General features: G+C 62.6%; 16 protein-coding genes and 1 pseudogene. 8 read left to right on the top strand and 9 right to left on the bottom strand.

Annotated elements, in window-relative coordinates; genetic code table 11:
* The first annotated feature begins 45 nt into the window (after nucleotides 1-45).
* Nucleotides 46-861 (top strand): uroporphyrinogen-III C-methyltransferase, encoded by an 816-nt coding sequence (gene cobA, locus B0G81_RS34780; RefSeq protein WP_134141822.1) that lies wholly within the window; start codon nucleotides 46-48, stop codon nucleotides 859-861.
* A gap of 426 nt (nucleotides 862-1,287) precedes the next feature.
* Nucleotides 1,288-1,668 (top strand): response regulator, encoded by a 381-nt coding sequence (locus tag B0G81_RS34770; RefSeq protein WP_134141818.1) that lies wholly within the window; start codon nucleotides 1,288-1,290, stop codon nucleotides 1,666-1,668.
* Between the two features lie 8 nt (nucleotides 1,669-1,676).
* Here the strand turns inward: B0G81_RS34770 and B0G81_RS34765 are convergent, their stop codons facing one another.
* Nucleotides 1,677-2,552: an MOSC N-terminal beta barrel domain-containing protein gene (locus B0G81_RS34765; RefSeq protein ID WP_134141813.1), complete on the bottom strand. Its 876-nt coding sequence runs from the start codon at nucleotides 2,550-2,552 to the stop codon at nucleotides 1,677-1,679.
* 157 nt (nucleotides 2,553-2,709) lie between these two features.
* On the opposite strand from B0G81_RS34765, the pseudogene glcF reads away from it, so the two are divergent.
* From glcF to B0G81_RS34750, 3 genes and pseudogenes are all read left to right on the top strand, one after another.
* Nucleotides 2,710-2,838 (top strand): annotated as a pseudogene (glcF, locus tag B0G81_RS44895) (glycolate oxidase subunit GlcF); the annotation flags it as partial.
* A gap of 115 nt (nucleotides 2,839-2,953) precedes the next feature.
* Nucleotides 2,954-3,358: a heme-binding protein gene (locus B0G81_RS34755; RefSeq protein ID WP_116116949.1), complete on the top strand. Its 405-nt coding sequence runs from the start codon at nucleotides 2,954-2,956 to the stop codon at nucleotides 3,356-3,358.
* 123 nt (nucleotides 3,359-3,481) lie between these two features.
* Nucleotides 3,482-5,656 (top strand): malate synthase G, encoded by a 2,175-nt coding sequence (locus B0G81_RS34750; RefSeq protein ID WP_134141807.1) that lies wholly within the window; start codon nucleotides 3,482-3,484, stop codon nucleotides 5,654-5,656.
* Nucleotides 5,657-5,810: 154 nt separating this feature from the next.
* Here B0G81_RS34750 and B0G81_RS34745 read toward each other — a convergent pair whose 3' ends face one another.
* From B0G81_RS34745 to B0G81_RS43930, 5 genes are all read right to left on the bottom strand, one after another.
* Nucleotides 5,811-6,035, bottom strand: coding sequence for a hypothetical protein (locus B0G81_RS34745; protein ID WP_134143295.1), 225 nt, complete (start codon nucleotides 6,033-6,035; stop codon nucleotides 5,811-5,813).
* A gap of 5 nt (nucleotides 6,036-6,040) precedes the next feature.
* Nucleotides 6,041-6,838, bottom strand: coding sequence for a hypothetical protein (locus tag B0G81_RS34740; RefSeq protein WP_134141803.1), 798 nt, complete (start codon nucleotides 6,836-6,838; stop codon nucleotides 6,041-6,043).
* A 2-nt stretch (nucleotides 6,839-6,840) separates the two neighbouring features.
* Complete coding sequence (locus B0G81_RS34735; protein WP_134141798.1) at nucleotides 6,841-7,422, bottom strand: PAAR domain-containing protein; 582 nt, start codon at nucleotides 7,420-7,422, stop codon at nucleotides 6,841-6,843.
* Nucleotides 7,423-7,781: 359 nt separating this feature from the next.
* On the bottom strand, nucleotides 7,782-8,699 hold the full coding sequence (gene galU / locus B0G81_RS34730) for a UTP--glucose-1-phosphate uridylyltransferase GalU (RefSeq protein WP_106281427.1): 918 nt from the start codon (nucleotides 8,697-8,699) through the stop codon (nucleotides 7,782-7,784).
* A 306-nt stretch (nucleotides 8,700-9,005) separates the two neighbouring features.
* Nucleotides 9,006-9,149 carry a hypothetical protein gene (locus tag B0G81_RS43930; protein WP_166679105.1) on the bottom strand — a complete coding sequence of 48 codons (144 nt, stop codon included), beginning with the start codon at nucleotides 9,147-9,149 and terminating at the stop codon, nucleotides 9,006-9,008.
* 251 nt (nucleotides 9,150-9,400) lie between these two features.
* Here B0G81_RS43930 and B0G81_RS34725 point away from each other — a divergent pair, with 251 nt between their 5' ends.
* Nucleotides 9,401-10,612, top strand: coding sequence for an acyltransferase (locus B0G81_RS34725; RefSeq protein ID WP_134141795.1), 1,212 nt, complete (start codon nucleotides 9,401-9,403; stop codon nucleotides 10,610-10,612).
* A 117-nt stretch (nucleotides 10,613-10,729) separates the two neighbouring features.
* On the opposite strand, the gene B0G81_RS34720 is transcribed toward B0G81_RS34725, so the two are convergent.
* The 3 genes from B0G81_RS34720 to B0G81_RS34710 all read right to left on the bottom strand — a co-directional run bounded on the left by B0G81_RS34720 (nucleotide 10,730) and on the right by B0G81_RS34710 (nucleotide 16,924).
* Entirely contained in the window at nucleotides 10,730-13,186 is a 2,457-nt protein-coding gene (locus B0G81_RS34720) for a glycosyltransferase family 4 protein (protein ID WP_134141793.1), read from the bottom strand.
* Complete coding sequence (locus tag B0G81_RS34715; protein ID WP_116141314.1) at nucleotides 13,183-14,649, bottom strand: flippase; 1,467 nt, start codon at nucleotides 14,647-14,649, stop codon at nucleotides 13,183-13,185. The genes B0G81_RS34720 and B0G81_RS34715 overlap by 4 nt, the downstream gene beginning before the upstream one ends.
* A gap of 73 nt (nucleotides 14,650-14,722) precedes the next feature.
* On the bottom strand, nucleotides 14,723-16,924 hold the full coding sequence (locus tag B0G81_RS34710; RefSeq protein ID WP_134141790.1) for a hypothetical protein: 2,202 nt from the start codon (nucleotides 16,922-16,924) through the stop codon (nucleotides 14,723-14,725).
* Nucleotides 16,925-17,593: 669 nt separating this feature from the next.
* On the opposite strand from B0G81_RS34710, the gene B0G81_RS34705 reads away from it, so the two are divergent.
* Nucleotides 17,594-18,700, top strand: coding sequence for an acyltransferase (locus B0G81_RS34705; RefSeq protein ID WP_116141310.1), 1,107 nt, complete (start codon nucleotides 17,594-17,596; stop codon nucleotides 18,698-18,700).
* A 5-nt stretch (nucleotides 18,701-18,705) separates the two neighbouring features.
* Complete coding sequence (locus B0G81_RS34700; protein ID WP_134143294.1) at nucleotides 18,706-19,434, top strand: SGNH/GDSL hydrolase family protein; 729 nt, start codon at nucleotides 18,706-18,708, stop codon at nucleotides 19,432-19,434.
* Nucleotides 19,435-19,456: the final 22 nt, after the last annotated feature.

The raw sequence follows: 19,456 nt of genomic DNA, 5'->3' as shown, positions 1-19,456 counted from the left end.
TCGCCGGCCGACACAGAAGCGAAGGACACCGTGATGGATACCGCGATGAACACGAACACCGGCAAGGTCACCTTATTGAGCGCCGGCCCCGGTGATCTCGATCTGCTTACGCTCAAGGCCGCGAAAGCGCTAGCCGCCGCCGACGTCGTGCTGCTCGACGACCTCGCGAATCCCGAGATCGTGACGCTGGCGCCGCAAGCGCGGGTGATTCGCGTCGGCAAACGCGGTGGCTGCCGCTCGACACCGCAAGCGTTTATCGAACGGTTGATGCGCCGCTATGCGCTCAAGGGCTTGCACGTGGTGCGGGTGAAAGGCGGCGAAGCGCTGCTGTTCGGACGCGCCGGCGAAGAACTCGCGGTCTTGCGCGGCGCCGGCATTCCCGTGGAGATCGTCAACGGCATCTCATCGGGGTTCGCGGCCGCCGCGGGGCTCGGCATTTCGCTCACGCATCGCCGCCATTGCCACGGCGTCAGTTTCGTGACCGCACATACCGAGGATCACGGCGAGCCGGATTGGGCCGCGTTGGCCGCGACACGCACCACGCTGGCGATCTATATGGGGATGCGGCGCATCGACAGTATCGCGGCCGCGTTGCTCGCGAGTCTGCCGGGCGATACACCCGCTGCCGTGGTGCAATGGGCCGGTGGCGGCAACGAACGGCGTCTGATGAGCCGCCTCGATCGGCTCGCTGCGGATGCGACGAACGCGGGCTTCGGCAGCCCGGCGGTGATTTTGGTGGGCAGCGCGATCGGCGAGAGCGTCGAGCGCGTGTGGGCGGGAGATAACGCACGGCGCGGCGAAGGGGACGCGATGCAAACCGACATGCCGGGCGCGCGCGAGGCAATCGCGCAGGCCGCGTGAGCGGTTCACGCGTTGCTCGACCAATCAAGTCCGCTCGCTACTCTCAGGCGCGGGTTCGACACCTCGGCCAGGATTCGGCTCAATCGCGCAGAGATTACCGAAATAGCTGCCGTCGGGAAAAATGATCGGTACGGAGATATAACTGCCCACCTTGTAGATTTGCGCCGTGACGCGGGCCACGGCGGCAAAGCCATGCTGTGTTCTTGAGGATCATGCGCGGGGTGGAAGGCATCGCGTGGAGATGCTGGACGGCCTCGATATTGCGCGCGATGCAGGCGTTTGCAGCGTTGCCGGGCGGTAATTTATTCGTGAGAAGCGGTGCTGCCTATCCTTGCCGATCCGGCCTGAAAGTCACTTGATGGAGCGTCGATTCTGTCGGGACTTCAAATTGCTCACCTGACAGGATCACAACCTGAGGGAAATCAGATGGCCCATCACCCAGCCGCACGCCTTCTGATCGCCGACGACGACGCGAATCTGCTGGCCGCTTACGTACACTACTTCAGCGCGCATGGCTTCGAGATCCGAACGGCGCGCAACGGCCTCGATGCGCTGGCTCAATACTGCGCATGGCATCCGCAGGCCGCGCTGCTGGACGTCGAAATGCCGCGTCTGGACGGGCGCGCAGTGGCGCGGCGAATCCGCTACGTGGGCGATATTCCGGCGCCGACGCTGGTCGCGGTCACCGGGCTCGAACGTGCCGAGGAAGTGAGCGAATCACTGCGCTCCGGCTTCGACCATCATTTCGTCAAGCCAGTGCCGATGCCGGTGATTCTCGCGGCGTTGACCGTGGGTGTCCGGCATTAGCCCTCAACTCAATCGCCGAAGCCCAATTCCGCTTCCACTGCCTGCCCGACTCGCAGCCACGTTCCGGCGCCACTCGCGACAAGCGCATTGTTGCCGAACGTGATCGCCCCGTTTCGCTGCGGATTCGCGCGATAGACGCTCATCGTGTCGGTCGGCTCATTCGGCCAGTCCGGATCGGGCGCGCCTTTCGCCTGGTCGATGGTCGGCATCGGACAGCGCGTGCAGGGCTTGACCAGTTGCAGTTGCGCGCCCCCGCCTGCTTCGCCAGCGACGCTCAGCGTCTCCACATAGTCCTCCTCATACGCGTCGAGCCCGCTCAGCACCACGTTGGGACGGAAGCGGTCGATCGGAATCGACGGCGCGCCCTTGACGTTCAGGCGCGTGTTCAGATCGTCCAGCGACGCCTGGCCGATGACCAGCAGCGGAAACCCATCCGCGAAATGGGTGGTGGCGCCGCCCACGCTCTCCGTGTAGTCCGGATCGACAATGCGTTCGCGTTCGGGATTAAAGCGCAAGAGCCGCGCGGGCACACCGAGAAATGTCGAGAACCACGCGGCGCATGCGTCGCCGGTGTCGAGTCCATAGGCCGCGTCGCGCCAGACCCAGGTCTGCACCGCGGGCGGCGCCTCGAGCCGCGCGCTTTCCAGCGGCGTGCGTAACTCGCTCATGCCGGGCGCGTGGATCACGAGATCCTCGGCGCCGGGTTCGACCTGGATCAGCGCCATGCGCGGGTACGCGCGCTGCGTGAGCATGGCGCCGGCCGGGTCGGTGACCATCCAGCAGCGGTCGTATTCGAGGCCGGTGGCGAGCAGCCGCGCCTCATTGAGGGCAATGCCCGCGCAGGATTTGATCGGATAGACGAATAGTTCGCTGATGGTCGGCATGGCGTGGGGGCGCACGTGGGGAGCGTGCGAATTCTTGTGTTCGATGCCTGATTGTAAAGCCCGCCGTTCGCTTCGTTCCAGCCGGAATAGCGGCCAAACGAACCGCCGAATACCGAAGCGCACGATGCCGCCGTTTCTTCCGGCGGCGCTTGGACGTAAAATCCCCAAGCAAAGCGCTTGGGCAAGGACCAGGCCGGCGCTGCGGCATTCGCGCACAATGCGGATACTGGAAGGCTGCGTGCAACCCGCGCCGTCACCGAATATCAACGCGGCCGCCGCGCGCGTGCACGGTGCAATTCCCGCGCGCGGCGGCCAGCCATCGAGGCCGAAGCCATCGTGCAAAGCGCGAGTGGCGGCGTGGCCGAGCCGATCCTTACCCTACACGAACCAGGAAATTCACTATGCTGAGCAAACCCATGTTGACCGTCGCCGAAACGACCCGCATTCTCGAAGCCGCCCGCGCCGAAGCCGAGAAACACCAGTGGGCCGTCGCCATCGTGGTGGTCGACGATGGCGGCCATCAACTCGGCATGCTGCGTCTGGACGGCAGCGCGCCGGCCAGTTCGTACATCGCGACCGAAAAGGCCCGCACTTCGGCGATCGGCCGCCGCGAAACCAAGGTATACGAAGACATGATCAACAACGGCCGCACCGCGTTCCTCAGCGCGCCGTTGCAAGGCACGCTGGAAGGCGGTGTGCCGGTGATCGTCGACGGCCACGTGGTCGGCGCGGTCGGCGTGTCGGGCGTCAAGTCGGATCAGGACGCGCAGATCGCCAAGGCGGGTATTGCGGCTATCGCGGCCTGAGTTTTCAGAGCGGTTCCGTTCGCAAGCAGACCAGAACGGCCGCCATGAATCGAAGAAACTAACCGTTGCACAACGCGGGCCGATGCCCCCTCATCGGCCCCATTCAGATAGATGGAGCAGTCGATGACTCAGATGAACACGCGCGGCGGACTGCAAGTCGCCGCCAACCTCGACCAGTTCGTCGAAACCGAAGCCCTGCCCGGCACCGGAATCGACAGCGCCACATTCTGGTCAGGTTTCGACGCCCTCGTGCACGAGCTGGCGCCCAAAAACCGCGCGTTGCTCGCCGAGCGCGACCGCCTGCAAACCGAGCTGGACAACTGGCATCGCGCCAATCCGGGTCCGGTGCGCGACCTGCGGGCGTACCGTGCGTTTCTCGAAGGCATCGGCTATATCGTGCCGGTGCCTGCTAGCGTCAAGGCCACGACCGACAACGTCGACACCGAAATTGCCGAACAGGCCGGCCCGCAACTCGTGGTGCCGCTGTCGAATCAGCGCTATGCGCTGAACGCGGCGAACGCGCGCTGGGGCAGCCTGTACGACGCCCTGTACGGCACCGACGCGATTCCCGAGACCGGCGGCGCCGAAAAGCAGAAAGCCTTCAATCCGGTGCGCGGCGCCGCAGTGATCGCCTATGCCCGCAAGTTCCTCGACCAGGCCGCGCCGCTCGCGAACGGTTCGCACGCGGACGCCACGCGCTATAGCGTCGAAGCCGGCAAGCTGGTCGTCACGCTGAAGAACGGCACGAGCGAACTGAAGACGCCGGCGCAATTCATCGGCTATCAGGGCGAGCCAAGCGCGCCGTCCGCCGTGCTGCTCAAGCACAACGGCCTGCACTTCGAAATCCAGATCGACGCGAGCGATTCGATCGGCAGGACCGATTCCGCGCACGTGAAGGACGTGGTGGTCGAAGCGGCGGTGAGCACGATCATCGACTGTGAAGACTCGGTCGCTGCCGTGGATGCAGAAGACAAGGTCCTGCTTTACCGCAACTGGCTCGGCCTGATGACCGGCGACCTGACCGAAGAGGTCACGAAGAACGGCAAGACCTTCACGCGCCGGCTGAACGCCGACCGCGTGTACACCGCCGCGAACGGCACGGCGCCGGTGGTGCTGCATGGCCGCTCGCTGCTGTTCATCCGCAACGTCGGTCACTTGATGACTAATCCTGCGGTGCTGACCAAAGACGGCCACGAGATTCCGGAAGGCATTCTCGACGCCGTCATCACCACGCTGTGCGCGTTGCACGACCGCAAGCACCAGTTGAATTCGCGCACCGGCTCGATCTACATCGTCAAACCGAAGATGCACGGCCCGGCCGAAGTCGCCTTCGCGAGCGAGCTGTTCGCGCGCGTGGAAGACCTGCTGAAGCTGCCGCGCAACACGATCAAGATGGGCATCATGGACGAGGAGCGCCGCACCAGCGTGAATCTGCTCGCCTGTATCGCCGAAGCGTCTGAGCGGGTCGCGTTCATCAACACGGGTTTCCTCGACCGCACGGGCGACGAAATGCACTCGGCCATGGAAGCCGGTCCGATGATGCGCAAGGGCGACATGAAGTCGAGCGCCTGGATTGCCGCTTATGAACGCAGCAACGTGCTGGCCGGTTTGAGCGCGGGCCTGCGTGGCCGCTCGCAGATCGGCAAGGGCATGTGGGCGATGCCCGATCTGATGCACGCCATGCTCGAACAGAAGGTCGCGCATCCGAAGGCCGGGGCGAACACCGCATGGGTGCCCTCGCCGACCGCCGCCACGCTGCATGCGTTGCATTACCACCAGATCGACGTGCAAGCGGTTCAGCGGGAACTGGAGCGCACGGATTACGCGCAGGTGCGCGACGAACTGCTCGACGGCCTTCTGACGATTCCGGTCGTCGCCGAAGCGAAGTGGAGCGACGACGAGATCCGTAGCGAGATCGACAACAACGCCCAAGGCATTCTCGGCTACGTGGTGCGCTGGATCGATCAGGGCGTGGGTTGCTCGAAGGTGCCGGACATTCATGACGTCGGCCTGATGGAAGATCGTGCCACGCTGCGTATTTCCAGCCAGCACATTGCCAACTGGCTGTATCACGGCGTGGTGAAGCGCGAGCTTGTCGAGGAGACGTTCAAGCGCATGGCGAAGGTAGTGGATGAGCAGAACGCGGGCGACCCGCTCTACAAGCCGATGGCGCCGGGCTTCGATACCATCGCTTTCAAGGCCGCGCAGGCGCTGGTGTTCGAAGGACGCCAGCAACCGAGCGGCTACACGGAACCGTTGCTGCACAAGTTCCGGCTGGAAGTGAAGAAGGAAGTTTGACAGCGGGTTGGCTGGGCTGCGTGTGATGCGTGGGCCGGCTGAAAGAAAGACGGGCGCCGTGGTTTACGACGCCCGTTTTTTGTTGTCGTTCGCGGTAACTGCCCCGGTGCAATACCGGGGCTACGATCGGGTTCCGACGGTCATTGTTTGCGGCTTAGTGGCGCAGCATCAGATAAACGACGAATGTGCCAACGAGCACGGCACCTGAGCTGTAGAACACGATGCGATTTCGCAGGACATCTAGTTTGGACGGAGAGGATTTTTTCTCCCCATCCAGGTCCCAATAGTCGACGCCGGGGTCCCCGGTGAGATTGATAACGATAAGCCCCGCCGAGCCGACGAAGAGCACGAGCAGAATCACGAATAGCGGCGTTGGCATGTCGGTCAATCGTTCATCCAATGCATGAAGGCAGGCAGTTCTTCCTGATACATGTCGTTGGTCGCCTGGCCGGCCAGGCCGCCCAGATTGCTGCCAATGCATACGAGTGCGACGGCGCATGCAGGTTCAGCCGGTCCGCACACGAAAGAAACCGCAAACCCTGCCAGACCGCCTCCAATCATACCGCCCGCGATGATACTTCCCTGCCTGGCGACCTCTTTGACTCTATCCGTCGCTGCAACCACTTCACCCGTGGCAATAACAGCAGTAAAGATGATGGCAACCCTGGCGCTGACCTGCAACCGACGCACCTTGGTGGTGACATCGGCGTTGGCGCCGCCCGCCTTTTTGAGCACCGTATAGTAGACAGCGTGGCGCTCTTCGAAAGTCAAGGTATCAAAGTTCTTGCTGAACTGAACTTGCGCGTACCTGTTAAGGTAGTAGTCGAAACCGCGAGCCTCGAGCTTGAGTTTTTCCGCACGGGCAACGCCAACAGCCGATGTATATTTCCGGTATTCAACGAAGAGCCTGTCGCGCAACCGGCTGCAGTACTCAGCCCCGTCCTTGACCGTCATGTTGCCGTAGGCAACTTCCTGCCTGACATCGTCCGAAATTTCCTTGATGTGCTTCACATATTGCTTGCGCACCATGTCATCGGTAATGGCGTTGGCGGCGAAAGTGGTGCCGATGGCCTCGTAGTCCGCGATGGCTGCTTCGAGGATTGCCGTTTGAACCTCATGAGTTTTCCGGGTGTTGAAAGACCCGCTGGCAATGGTGTTCCGGGTTGCGGTAGTATCGGACATGCTTATCCCACCATCGCCATCAGAAGGTCGCCCATGACTGAACGAGCGCTTTCCTGTGCATTGCCCGGCACGACTTCAACCCTATGGCATGGCGAGGCGTTAGGGCGGTCGAAATGCGCAGTGTTACCTGAATCGAAGACGCCGTCTGCAATTGAACCGTCGGCAAAGTAGGCACGGCAGCGCAAGCCCTCGCAACTGCCGGCATCCTTGACGGCAAACCGAATCCAATGGGCGCCCGGCGCTACTTCGGCTAGAGCATCGTTCCCCAGTCCATAACCCATGCTCGCCAGCGCGTGACTGTCAAAGCTCTGTGACATTGTGTCCTGAGAAGCGATCATCACAGGGTGTGGATCGCATCTGCACATGCAGATGTCGCCTTCCAAGGCCGGATCTTTACCCATTATGCGTCCAGGCCACCGTGGGCCTTTCTGACTTATATGGCCAGTAATCCGGCACGCTGGGCAGATAACCTGGGCACCCACAAAGGTCAACGCCGTGCCGTGGTGAGTCGCGGACGGAACGCCTTCGATTACCGTTCCGCCCGCCGACGATTTGTCACCCACTTTTAGATAGAGACGTCTCATGTCTGTGATGTCCTGTACTCAACAGACGCATTGGTAGCACGAGCATCAAGAACTCAACAAGGAAAACCGTGTCAAGATTCGTCAAGGTCCGCCGACAGCAGCAGAACGGCAACCCAGAACGACTATTGCCTCGCTTTCGACTTAGCGAAGAAGGAGGCTTGCGGACGCAGTCGCCAGACTACGCGCAAAACGTGGCCGGCTAAAAAAGACGGGCGCCGCGTGATACGCGACGCCCGTTCAATGTGCGCGATACAACCGCGCGTTGCTTCTGCGTGGTAAGTTCGCGGCGTGCGCGGCCTTGAAGCGAGCGCGGCCCGCATCAACCCGACAACGCTAACCGCAGCGGCTTTCAATGCAAATCAAGCCGCCTCTGCCGCAAACTGCGCCGGCACGCCTTCCTGCATATTGCCCTGCATATACGCCTGCAAATAAGCCTCGAATTCCGCCTTCACTTCCGGATGGCGCAGCGCGAATTCCACCGTTGCCTTCAGATAGCCGAGCTTGCTGCCGCAATCGAAACGCGTGCCGAAATAGCGATATGCGAGCACCTGCTCTTCGGTCAGCAGCGACTGCACCGCGTCGGTCAATTGCAGCTCGCCGCCCGCGCCCGGCTTCAACGCGCGGATATGCTTGAAGATGGTGGGCATCAGCACATAGCGGCCCACCACGCCGAGATTCGACGGCGCCTTGTCCGGCGCCGGCTTCTCGACGATGCCCGACAGCTTGATCACGTTGTCTTCCCACTCGCGGCCGTCCACCACGCCATACGACCGGCTGTCTTCGCGCGCGATGGTTTCGACGCCGATCACCGAGCTGTGATAGTGGTTGAACGTATCCACGAGCTGGCTCATGACCGGCTTCGAGCTGTGCAGCAGGTCGTCGGCCAGAATCACGGCGAACGGGCTGTCGCCCACCAGCTTCTCGGCGCACAGCACCGCGTGGCCGAGACCGAGCGCTTCGGCCTGACGCACATAGAAACAGTCGACGTTGGCCGGCTTGATGCTGCGCACCAGATCGAGCAGCTTCTGTTTGTTACGCGCCTCGAGTTCGGCTTCGATCTCGTAGGACTTGTCGAAGTGATCTTCAATGGCGCGCTTGCTGCGCCCCGTCACGAAGATCATCTCGGTGATGCCGGCGGCAATCGCTTCTTCCACCGCGTATTGAATCAGCGGTTTGTCCACGATCGGCAGCATTTCCTTAGGACTTGCTTTGGTAGCCGGCAGGAATCGTGTCCCGAGGCCCGCTACGGGAAACACGGCTTTGGTGACTTTCAGCATGGTAGGCATTCCCACATCGGTTAGAAATTAGTGTGTCGCGGGCCTGGCGGCCAATCGATGTCGCCGGAAAGACCAGCAAAAAATTACGCCAGTACGTATGTGAAATTTCCGCAATCGGAATAAATAAATTCATTCTTTTTCGATATGCCGCATCGTGACAAACAGCGGGCAACAATTACGCGACGAAATCGATTTATTTTCCGCTAATTCCGAAAATTTTACATATCCTGACAACTGGCCTTCAGCTGCGCGAGGCGTGCCCGCAGATTCGACCGCGGGCGCGCCTCGCGTCTCTTCCAGCCCGCGTTATTCGTTCTCGTCCAGCTGCGGCAGCTTGCCGGGGGTCATGCGAAAACGGCGAATGGGCTCATTGCGCAGCGCCTCCCGATAGGCGGAGGCGGCGACAAGGATCAGCAGCACGGCAATGCCGGCGAGTAAATGCAGGTTCATGACTTCACCTCGGGTCAAGAGAATCCGTGGCTTAAATTAGCACAACAAAAGCGGCAAATAATTCGCGGCTGCATCTGCTTATGCTCAATTACAATTAGTCACACAATCGCCGTTTAATTCAATTCAATACGCAATTTTTTATCGATTTTTTACCTGCCTCGTGCACTAGCATGTCATGCACCGCGGGCGCGTACGGCGCCCGCGCGAATCTGCGAATCAGCATTCCCCCTCCGTCAGAATAAGGACCGCGTATGAGCGACTCAGCACTGGATGCCGCCGGCTCATCCCTGCCCCTCTCACCGCCTCGCAAGACTGCCGCGCCCCGCGCCCAGAGCGAGGCGCGCGCCGACAGCGCCGGCAAGGAGCATGTCATCGACGCCATGCGGGGCTTCGCCGCGCTGCTGGTGGCGTATTTTCATTGCCGCCAGGTGGAATGGGTCGGCATGCAGGCGTTTCATCAGAGCGTGGGCCATGCATTCAGCCTGAATGCGATTGCCGCGTATCTGACGTTCCCGATTGCATGGGGCTCCGCCGGCGTGCCGATTTTCTTCGTGATCAGCGGTTATTGCATTCACCGGGGCGGCGCGCTGCGGTTGGCCGGCAATCCGGAATACCGGCTCGATACGGGCAATTTCTGGGTGCGCCGCTTTGCGCGCATTTATCCCGTGCTGCTCGCGGCGCTGGTGCTGACCTTCGCGCTCGACTGGTTCAGCCTGCAACTGCCGCCCGTCAGCCACAAGATCCGAGAGATCGGCCTGCAGGCCTTCCTTGTCAATCTGTTTTCGCTGCAAGGCGTGGCCGGCAAGACGTTCGGATCGAACGGCGCGCTCTGGACGCTCTCGCTCGAAGTGCAGTTCTACGCGATCTATCCGCTGCTGTTCGCGCTGCGCCGGCGTATCGGCATGACCTCCGTGCTGGCGATCGTCGCGCTCGTCAACGTGGTGTCCGCCTATGTGCTCGAACGCCACGACATCCAGTTCTTCACGTCGTACTGGTTTTCGTGGACGCTCGGCGCGTGGATCGCCGACGCCCGTGCGCATCGCGCGCCGCAGGCCCGCTCGTCGGTGTGGCACTACGCGCTCGCCGCGGGCTTCGTCGCGCTCGGCTGCGCCGCGTTTCATTTCGGCCAGTACGGCGCGTTCCAGCTCTGGGCGGTCGCCTTCGCGTTCTACCTGTACAAGGCGCTGGAGCGCGGCAACCCGGAGCGCGGCCCCGCCTTCGGCACGCGTCTGCTGTCGCGCTTCGGCGATTTCAGCTTCTCGCTCTATCTGATCCATCTGCCGATCTTCGTGCTGCTGTCGTCGCTGCTGTTCCGCTCGTCGCTGCAAATGTCGATCTGGCCGTCGTTCGGCTACATGCTGGCGGCCGTGCCGGTGGCTTATGTGTTCTACCGGCTGGTCGAGTTGCCGGCGATGAAGTGGTCGGCCAGCTTCAAGCCGAAGGCGGCATTGAAAAAGGCCTGAACCACGCAGCAAAAACCGCGCGATAAAAAAACGGAGCGAATGTCGCGAGACTTTCGCTCCGCTGCGCCAACGGCAGGAACCGGCCGAGTCCCTGCCTACCCCCGCGTAGAAACCTTTCTAAGCCCTTTCCGGCCCCGTCACGCGCTTCAGAATCCGCTCGACACCCTCGACATAGCCGGCGGTGCCGAACCGGCTCAGCGCCGTCTGATACCCGTTTCTGACCAGCCGGTTGCGCAATTGGTCGTTCGAGCGCAATTCGGCGAGCGCGTCGGCGAGGCCGTGCGCGTCTGCCGGCGTGCACAGCACGCCGTTCTCGTAGTCGTCGATGATCTCCAGCACGCCGCCCGCGCGCGCCGCCACCACCGGCCGCTGCGCCAGCATGCCTTCGACGATCACGCGGCCGAACGGCTCCGGCGTGATCGACGTATGGACGACCGCATCGACCGCGCACATGCAGGCCGCGATATCGTGCTGAAAGCCGAGAAAATGCACCCGGCCACCGAGGTTGTGCGCGGCGACGAACGCGTGCAGTTCGATCTCGTACTGGTCCTCGCCGAAAAGCGGCGCGCCCACCAGCACCGCATGCATCTGCGGATTGAGCACCATCGCTTCGAGCAGCACATGCTGCCCTTTCCAGCGCGCGAGGCGGCTGAACGAGCCGACCAGAAACGCGTCTTCCGGCAAGCCGAGGCGTTTGCGCAGCGCTGCTTGCGGCACCGTGCGCAAGGCGTCGAACGGCGCGGCGGAAATGCCGTTGAACACCACGTCGATGCGCTTCTCGTCGAACTGCGTGAGCTCGGCGAAAGCACGCGCCGACGCGGCCGAATTGGCGATCACATGCGTGAGGCCAAGACGCGCGCACCATTTGATGATGGCCAGTTGCTTGCCGCCGAAATGCTCGGGGCTCACGATATCGCGCAGATGCCAGACCACGGGACGCCGCGCCAGCTTGCCGGCGAGCGCGCCGATCACCATGGCGCGCTGGGTGTTCGCATAGATCACGTCCGCGTTGCGCGCGCGTTTGGCCGTGGCGCGCACGAGCGATACCAGACCCTTGAGCGCCTGGCCCTTCGGCATCGAGCCGCCCTGCTTACGAACATGGCGCAGCGCGCCTGCATCCAGCACGTCGACGGCCACGCCGGCTTCGGCGAGCGCGGTGCGGAACGGACCATCGTCGAACAGCACGACTTCGATGCGCGAGCGCAACGCCTTGACGATTTCCAGCAGCGACAGTTCGGCGCCGCCGAGCACACCGCTTTGATCGACGGCCAGAATGCGCGGACCGCCAGCGACGGTTGGCGCCTTATACGGCGCGTACGGCGGCAGCGTCGCCGTGCGCAGCGCCGGCACCGCCGTCCGCACATGCGCGAAGAAGCGCTCGCGGAAATGCGCGGCGGAGAACTGCTCGGCGTTCGCGCGACAGTCCAGCGGCGAGAAACGCTTCACGTGGCCGTCGAAACGCTCGACCGCGGCGATGATCGACTCGACGTTCTGTTCGTCGAAGAACATGCCGGTGGGCCGCGGCTCGGACAGATCCCGCACGGTTTCGAGCGCGCCGCCCTTGCCGTAGGCGATCACCGGCGTGCCGCAGGCCTGCGCTTCCACCACCGAAATACCGAAGTCCTCTTCCGCGGCGAACACGAAGGCCTTGGCCCGGCTCATCTTTTCCTTGAGCACCTTGAACGGCTGATAGCCCATGATCTCGACGTTCGGCCCCGCCTTCGCACGGATCTTCTGCATGTCGGGACCGTCGCCGATCACGACGAGCTTGCGCTCCGGCATGCGCGCGAATGCCTCGACAATCAGATCGATCTTCTTGTACGGCACCATGCGCGAGGCGGTCAGATAAAAATCGTCCTTGTCGGTGCACAGTGCGAAAGCTTCGACATCGACCGGCGGGAAGATCACCTGCGCGTCGCGTTGGTAGACCTTCTTGATGCGCCGCGCGATGAACTCGGAATTGGCGACGAAGCCATCCACCGCATTCGAAGTGCGGATATCCCAGTTGCGCATGTAATGCAGAATCAGCCGCGCCATGGCCGACTTCGGGCCGTTGGTCAGCTTCGACTGCTTGAGATACTGATGCTGCAAATCCCACGCATAGCGGATCGGCGAATGCACGTAGCTGATATGCACCTGGTCGGGGCCGGTCAGAATGCCCTTGGCGACCGCGTGGCTACTTGAAATCACCACGTCGTACGCGGACACGTCGAGCTGCTCGATCGCGAGCGGCATGAGCGGCAGATACGACCGGTACTTGGTGCGCGCGAGCGGCAGCTTCTGGATGAACGAGGTCGTGACGGACTTGCCGCGCAGGAAGCTGCGGTCGTCGAGAAAATCGACGAGGCTGAACAGGTCTGCGTCCGGAAAGCACGCGACGATCTGTTCGAGCACCTTCTCCGCCCCCGCATAGGTGACGAGCCAGTCGTGCACGATCGCAACGCGCACCGTTTTATCGGCGCGCATCGCGGCGCGGCGCGGCGGCGTCTGAACGCCCGGAACGGTGGTGAGTTCGGCCAGTGCGCTGCGCGTCGCGGGTTGCAGCACGGCTTCTTCAAGGACTTCGTGGTTCATGCGCTTTTCCTCGGATTCAGTCGCAACAGCAGTGAACGCGCAAGATCGCGCAAGGCAGGTGTCATCGTGATCGACCAGGCGACATTCGCGCCTACCATCAATACCCCGGCGACAATCGCCATGGCGAGACCCGGCAGGATGCTGGCGAGCCACAGGCTGGCCAGCAGGAAAGCAAGGTGAGCGAGCATGTCGAGCGCGATCTGCTTCGCGCGGATCGCGGACAGCCGCAGCAGCACCGCGTAGTCGAACAGCGCGCGGCCGGCCACGGCCACCGCCGCGCCGGTCAGGCCGAAATGCGTGATGCCGAACCACAATGCCCCTGCAAACAGGGGCAATTCGAACAAACCGACGCGCGCGGCCGTGGCCGGATTGACCTGTGACTGGATCAGAATCCGCGTGACGTTCGCCTGGCCGACGAGCCACACGGCGACGATCATGATGCGGCCCACGGGTGCTGCCACGGTGGCGATCTCATTGCCCACCCACAGATGCAGGAACGGTTCGAGCACCAGCATCGCGACCAGCGCGACCGGCGTGAACACGCCGTTGAGAAATTCGAGCGACTGCTGGGTGATGGTGTCGGCGTCGGCGCGTCCCACTGCGGAGAGCCGCGGAAACAACGTGCGCACCAGCGCCGTCGGCACAATGTTCAGGCGCGTCACGAGGTTCTGCGGCACCGTGTAATACGTGACGAAACGCGCGCCGAGACTCGTGCCGAGCATCACGCGGTCGAGCGAGTCGGCGATCATGGTGGTGACGCTAGCGATCAGCATCCAGCCGCCGAAATTGAACAGCCCCTTTGCCACGCCGAATTGCGGCGGCAGAACGCGGCGGATTTCCAGCACTTTCAGCGCCGAGCGGCCGAGCAGAAGCGCGGCGACGATCCGCGCGAACACCGCGGCGGCCAGCACGTTCTGCAAGGTCGCGCCCATCCACAGCGCGGCGCCGAGCGGCAGCAACTGGAACAGAAACGTGCCGATGGTCTGATTGGTGTTGTAGACGCCAAAGCGTTCCGCGCCATTGATCGCGCCCGCGAACACCCACGACACGTTGGCAATCGGGATCGCCACCGCGAGCCACGGCAGCGCCATGTACACCTCGTGCTGCAGCTCGGGCGACACCTTGGTGAAGTACGCGGTGTAGAGAAACGCCCCGAAATAAATGATCAATCCGCCGATCACGCCGGTCGCGAGATTGAGCCACGTCGCGCTCCAGAACACGCGCGCGCTCTCCTCCTTGTCGCCGGACGCGCGCGCCTTCGAGATATGATTCTGCGCGGCCATGCTCATGCCGAGATCGAGAATGCCGAAGTAGCCGATCAGCGTCCACACGAGGCTGATCACGCCGTAGCGCTCGACGCCGAGCAGCTTGATATACGACGGCACGGTCACGAGCGAGACGAAAGTGGGCAGCACCAGCCCGAAGAAATTGATCGCTACGTTCTTGAGAATGCCTTTGTCCATCGGATGCCTTGGGTTTGACTACGTTTGCCTGCGGGTTGCCTTGTCATGCACTGAAGCGCTCATGCCTCGTTCATCAAGGCTTCCAGCGGTACATCATCACTTTGCCGCGCGCGTCTTCCTCGACGAACACGAGGTACTCGCCGTTCGCGCGTTTGGCGGCGCTGATACCGTTCGGCACATCGACCCAGCCCGACGCGCGGCCCACCTCCGGGCCCGGCCGGATCACGCCGATCTCCTTGCCGCTGTCCTTGTCCCACACGTGGACCGCGCCGACCGGCTCGACGCCGAAAATGTATTGCCCTTCGACCGTCAGGCCGATGATGGTGGCGATGGGTTTGCTCTGCGTCTGCCACGGCAGCGTGATCGCATAGCGCTGCACGGGATTGCCGCTCGACCATTTGTCGTAGCGCACCAGCACGCGGCCCACTTCTTTCCAGAAGCCGCGATCGACCGGCGTGTCGGGTGTATAGCCGGTCACGTACATCGTGTCGCTGTCCGGCTCGTAGATCGCGCGATGCAGTTCCGTGAACGGTTGCGGCACCGGGTACTGCGTCATGTTCGAATATGCGTAGACCGGATTACCCTTCGCATCCAGCCCGCCGAAACGGAAGCGATAGATGCCTTTGGTGTCACGTGTGCGCCAGATGTCGCCGGCGGTGTCGACCCACCAGCCCCAACCGCCCGCGAGCTTCGTGCCGCTGGTGTTGAGCGTGAATTCGTCGGTGTTGAACTTGCCGTCGCCGTTCGCATCGCGCCAGATCCAGTCGCCGCCCGGCGGCGCATTCGGCACCTTGGCCACCGCACGCTCACGTCCCGCGATGAAGCCGGAAGGAATCGCCGTTTCGCCATCGTGTTGCGGGTCGAAGCGATAGATCTTCAGATGGTCCGCGTACATGTCCGTGAGATACAGGAACGTGTGGCCCTTCAGTTTGCGGGCGATCGGCAGGCCCGGATACTGGTCGGTGTGAAACACCGGATCGTCCGGGTACTTGAAACGGTTCGACAGGAAACCTGCGTATTTCCAGTCCTGTCCGGCAGGCTTCGATAGATCGAGTTCGAAGCGCTTATTGCCGGTATAGACGCTGTCCGGGCGCGACGGATCAATCCACGCGCCGTCGACGAACAAGAGCCCCTGCACCTGCCAGTTCTGCTTGCCATCCGGCGCGTAGCTTTCGAGCGTCGCGCCGAGGCCTGCGCCGATCGGCTCGTAACGCGGACCGATGCCGTTGGTCGACACGTACACGTTGCCGCGCGCATCCACGCCCACGCCGGTGAGGCCGTTGAAACGCTGCGGGCCCGGCTTGCCCGCGACACCGCTGAAAATGCCGCCGCGCTCGCCGAGTGAACCGGACTCGCTATAACGACCGTTGTTCCTGCTGAAATACAGCACCTGCTGACGCGGACCGTTATCCGCGATCAGGACGCGGCCTTGCGCATCGACCGCGATATCCACCGCGATCGTCCCGCCAGGCAGCGTAAAGTTTTCGTCGATGCGTTTGCCCGCCGCCGTGTAATGCTCGACATGCGGTTCACGATCGTTGCGCGTGCCGCTCAACACCCACAGCGTACCGTCGGGCGCGAGTGCGATCCGGCCCGGCTCATGCACGCTCCAGGTGCTTTTCTGCTGCATCGATTCGGCGTCGTACACCTCGATGCGATCGCGCGCCGTGTTGGCCGCATACAGCGTGATGTCGTTCGCCGCGAGGCCGCCGATCTCGGCGCTCGTGCCGGTCGGCACTTCGTTCATCATCAGGAAGCCGGCCGCCAGTTGCGCATGCGGGTCGGCACTTTTCGCGGCGGGCTGGAACGGTGCGGCCCGCTTCGGATCGGCGATCTGCCGGCGCGAAATGCCGTACCACTGCTTGCCCTTCTCCGGCCACACGCCCTGCTCGACCAGCCGTCCTTTCTCGTTGCCGACCGCGATCGCGACGAACGCATACTTGCGATTCACCGCGACCGCGTTGCCGCCGCCGTTGCCCCAGCCATGCGTGCCGCCCGCGAAGCCGAGCATCTTGCCGTTCTGATAGACGCTCGCTTCAGCGCCGCTTTCGTCCCATGGCGCGTTCGTATAGACCTTGCCGTCGGGCGCCACCGCGATCGCGGTGATGTTGATCTGCGCCCAGGTGCCGTCGCCGAAACCGAAGGTATTGCCGATCCACGACGTCTTCGCGTTCAACGCGGTTTCCGCATGCGCCGTGAAACTGGCCGCTCCCGCAGCCAGTCCGGCGGTGCATGCAAAAACAGCGAGCCGGCTTTTGAACGTGAAACGGGGCAAAGGTATTTCCTCCAATCGGCGCCGCGCGCGGGCAAATAAGGCTCGCGCGGAAACACAACTCAGTGAATGACGCTACGAAGCGCGGTCGATCATCGTGACGCGGACCGCTAGAAGCCATGCAAGGACGTATGACAGATTCGCGCGGGAACAGGACATGGGCACAGCATCGACGGGACGAACGCCGCAAGTCCGGGCGCCTCGACAGCAATCAGAGCGTGTGCCCACGCGCCGTCCCTGGCCACCCAATCCGCACAGCTCACATTACGCGGAAAAAACGCCGCAACGAAAATCGAAAATAATTCAAAAATATTCGATGCTTTAAGCGTTGCGAAAGAAACCAATTAAAAATTGATTAAAACAAAATCCGCTATGGCTGGGCACCCCGCGCGCCCGCCGGCATCCATCCTTACCGATGCGCGGCAAAGCAATCCGCACTTATTACATATAGCGTCATGCATTCGACACAAGCATAAAAATTCATTGCGAATGGCTAACGAAACACCCTGTTGCAATCTGATTCATTTATCCAATTCATTCCCGTTTTTTGACGATTTTATTTTCCCTAGAATCGATTGCACTTCCGTTGCGATGCGAAGCGAGCGCGCCTGCTCCACGAAACCCTCGCGCGATCCTTCGCCCGGCCCATCTGCTTCACACCATGGACGGTTCATGACTGCCAGCGCACTGCCCTTAGCGCCTTCCCACTCCCGCCGCATCGTGCAGCTTGACGGCTTGCGCGCCATCGCCGTGCTCGCGGTGTTCGCGCAGCACGCGTTGAAAGCGCCGCTGTGGATGGGTGTCGATCTGTTTTTTGTTTTGAGCGGTTTTCTGATTACCGGCATCCTGCTCGAACGCAAAGCGCGCCAGCAGTCGTATTTCGGCTATTTCTACGCACGCCGCGCGCGCCGCATCCTGCCGCCCTATGTGCTGCTGATGGTGGTGTCGTCGATTCTGTTCGGCCTCGGCTGGGCGGAACACTGGCAGTGGTACGCGTTCTTCGCGACCAATATCGGCGACGCGCTCAATCAGAGCGGTCACGACAGCCTGAACGTGCTGTGGTCGCTCGCCGTCGAAGAGCAGTTCTACATTGTCTGGCCGTTCGTGATCCTGCTGGTGCCCGAGCGCGTGCTCGGCTACGTCGCGGCCGCGTTGATCCTGCTGGTACCGGTGCTGCGCGCGGTGGCCACGCCCTGGTTCGATTCGTTCTGGCCGATCTATTACTTGACGCCGTTCCGCATGGACCTGCTTGCAGCCGGTGCGCTGCTGGCTGTCGCCGTGCGGCGTGACCGCAATGCGCTCGAGCCTTACAAAGGCGTTGCGGTGCTGGGCCTGTTCGCGGCGCTGGCGATACTCGCGTGGCTGCATCTGCACTTTCCGCGCTTTCGCGCGGCCAATACACCGCTTTCGAACGCCGGGCTCTACAGCGTTTCGTTGGTGCTTTGCACTTCAGTCGTGGTCATCGCCCTGCAGAGCAAGGGCATCGTCAAACGGCTGTTGTGCAATCCCGTGCTGGTCTACATCGGCACCATCAGCTACACGATTTATCTGATTCACCTGAGCGTGCTGTATGCGCTGTGGCCGCTGCATCTGAACCGCTTCGTGACCGCCGCGCTCGCGCTCGCGATCACGCTCGTCTATGCCAGCGTCACGTGGTTCGCGTTCGAGAAGCGCCTGATTTTTGGCTCAGCGGGCAAGGCGGCAGCGCATGCGCCGGCCCAGGCCGCCAACGGCGGTGGTGTCAGCACGGCGCCGCAAGCACCGCAAAGCCGCGCATGAAGCGCATGAAGCGCCGGGCATGGCTCGCTGCAAGCGTATGCGCCGCTGCATCGCTCTTCGCCTGCGCCTCGTTCGGCGCGGCGCCGGGCCCACGATCGCAAGTGTTGATCGAGGCCTACGGCGATTCGACGACGCTCGGCATTACCTGCAGCGAAGGCCATTGCGGCCCGCAAGCGCAAAACGCGGTGGCGTATCTGCAGAACGAATTACAGGCGCGCCACGGCGAACGGGTGCGCGTGACGAACTACGGCGTGGGCAACACGATGGCGACGCAACTGCGCGACGGCACCGGCAACCGCCGCGCCGGACCGACGGCGGGTCTGCCGTGGCAGGAACGGCTCGCCGCTTCGTCCGCGCAGATCGTGCTGATCAACTACGGCATCAACGAAGTGATGCAGAACCAGACGCCCGAGCAGTTCTACACGGCCGAAACGACGCTCGTGAAAACCGCTCGCGCGCTGGGCAAACAGCCGGTTCTGCAGACCGCCAACCCGATGCCCGACAACCGCCTCAACGCGCGGCTCGCGACGATGGTCGCGATGACGCGCCGCGTGGCCGCCGAACAGCAGGTGCCGCTCGTCGACCAGTTCGCGTACATCAGCAATCTGCCGGACTGGAAGGCACTGATGTCCGACGGTGCGCATCCCAAGCCGGATTTGTATCGGCTAAAGGCCGAACAGGATTTTCAGGTCGTCGAACCGTTGGTGCGGCGGCTGTTGGAAGGTACGCCCTGAAGCGCTTTTTCTTTTTCTTTTA

The organism is Paraburkholderia sp. BL6665CI2N2, from assembly GCF_004366535.1.
Taxonomy (GTDB): Bacteria; Pseudomonadota; Gammaproteobacteria; order Burkholderiales; family Burkholderiaceae; genus Paraburkholderia.
This window is presented reverse-complemented; position numbering and strand designations above follow the sequence as displayed.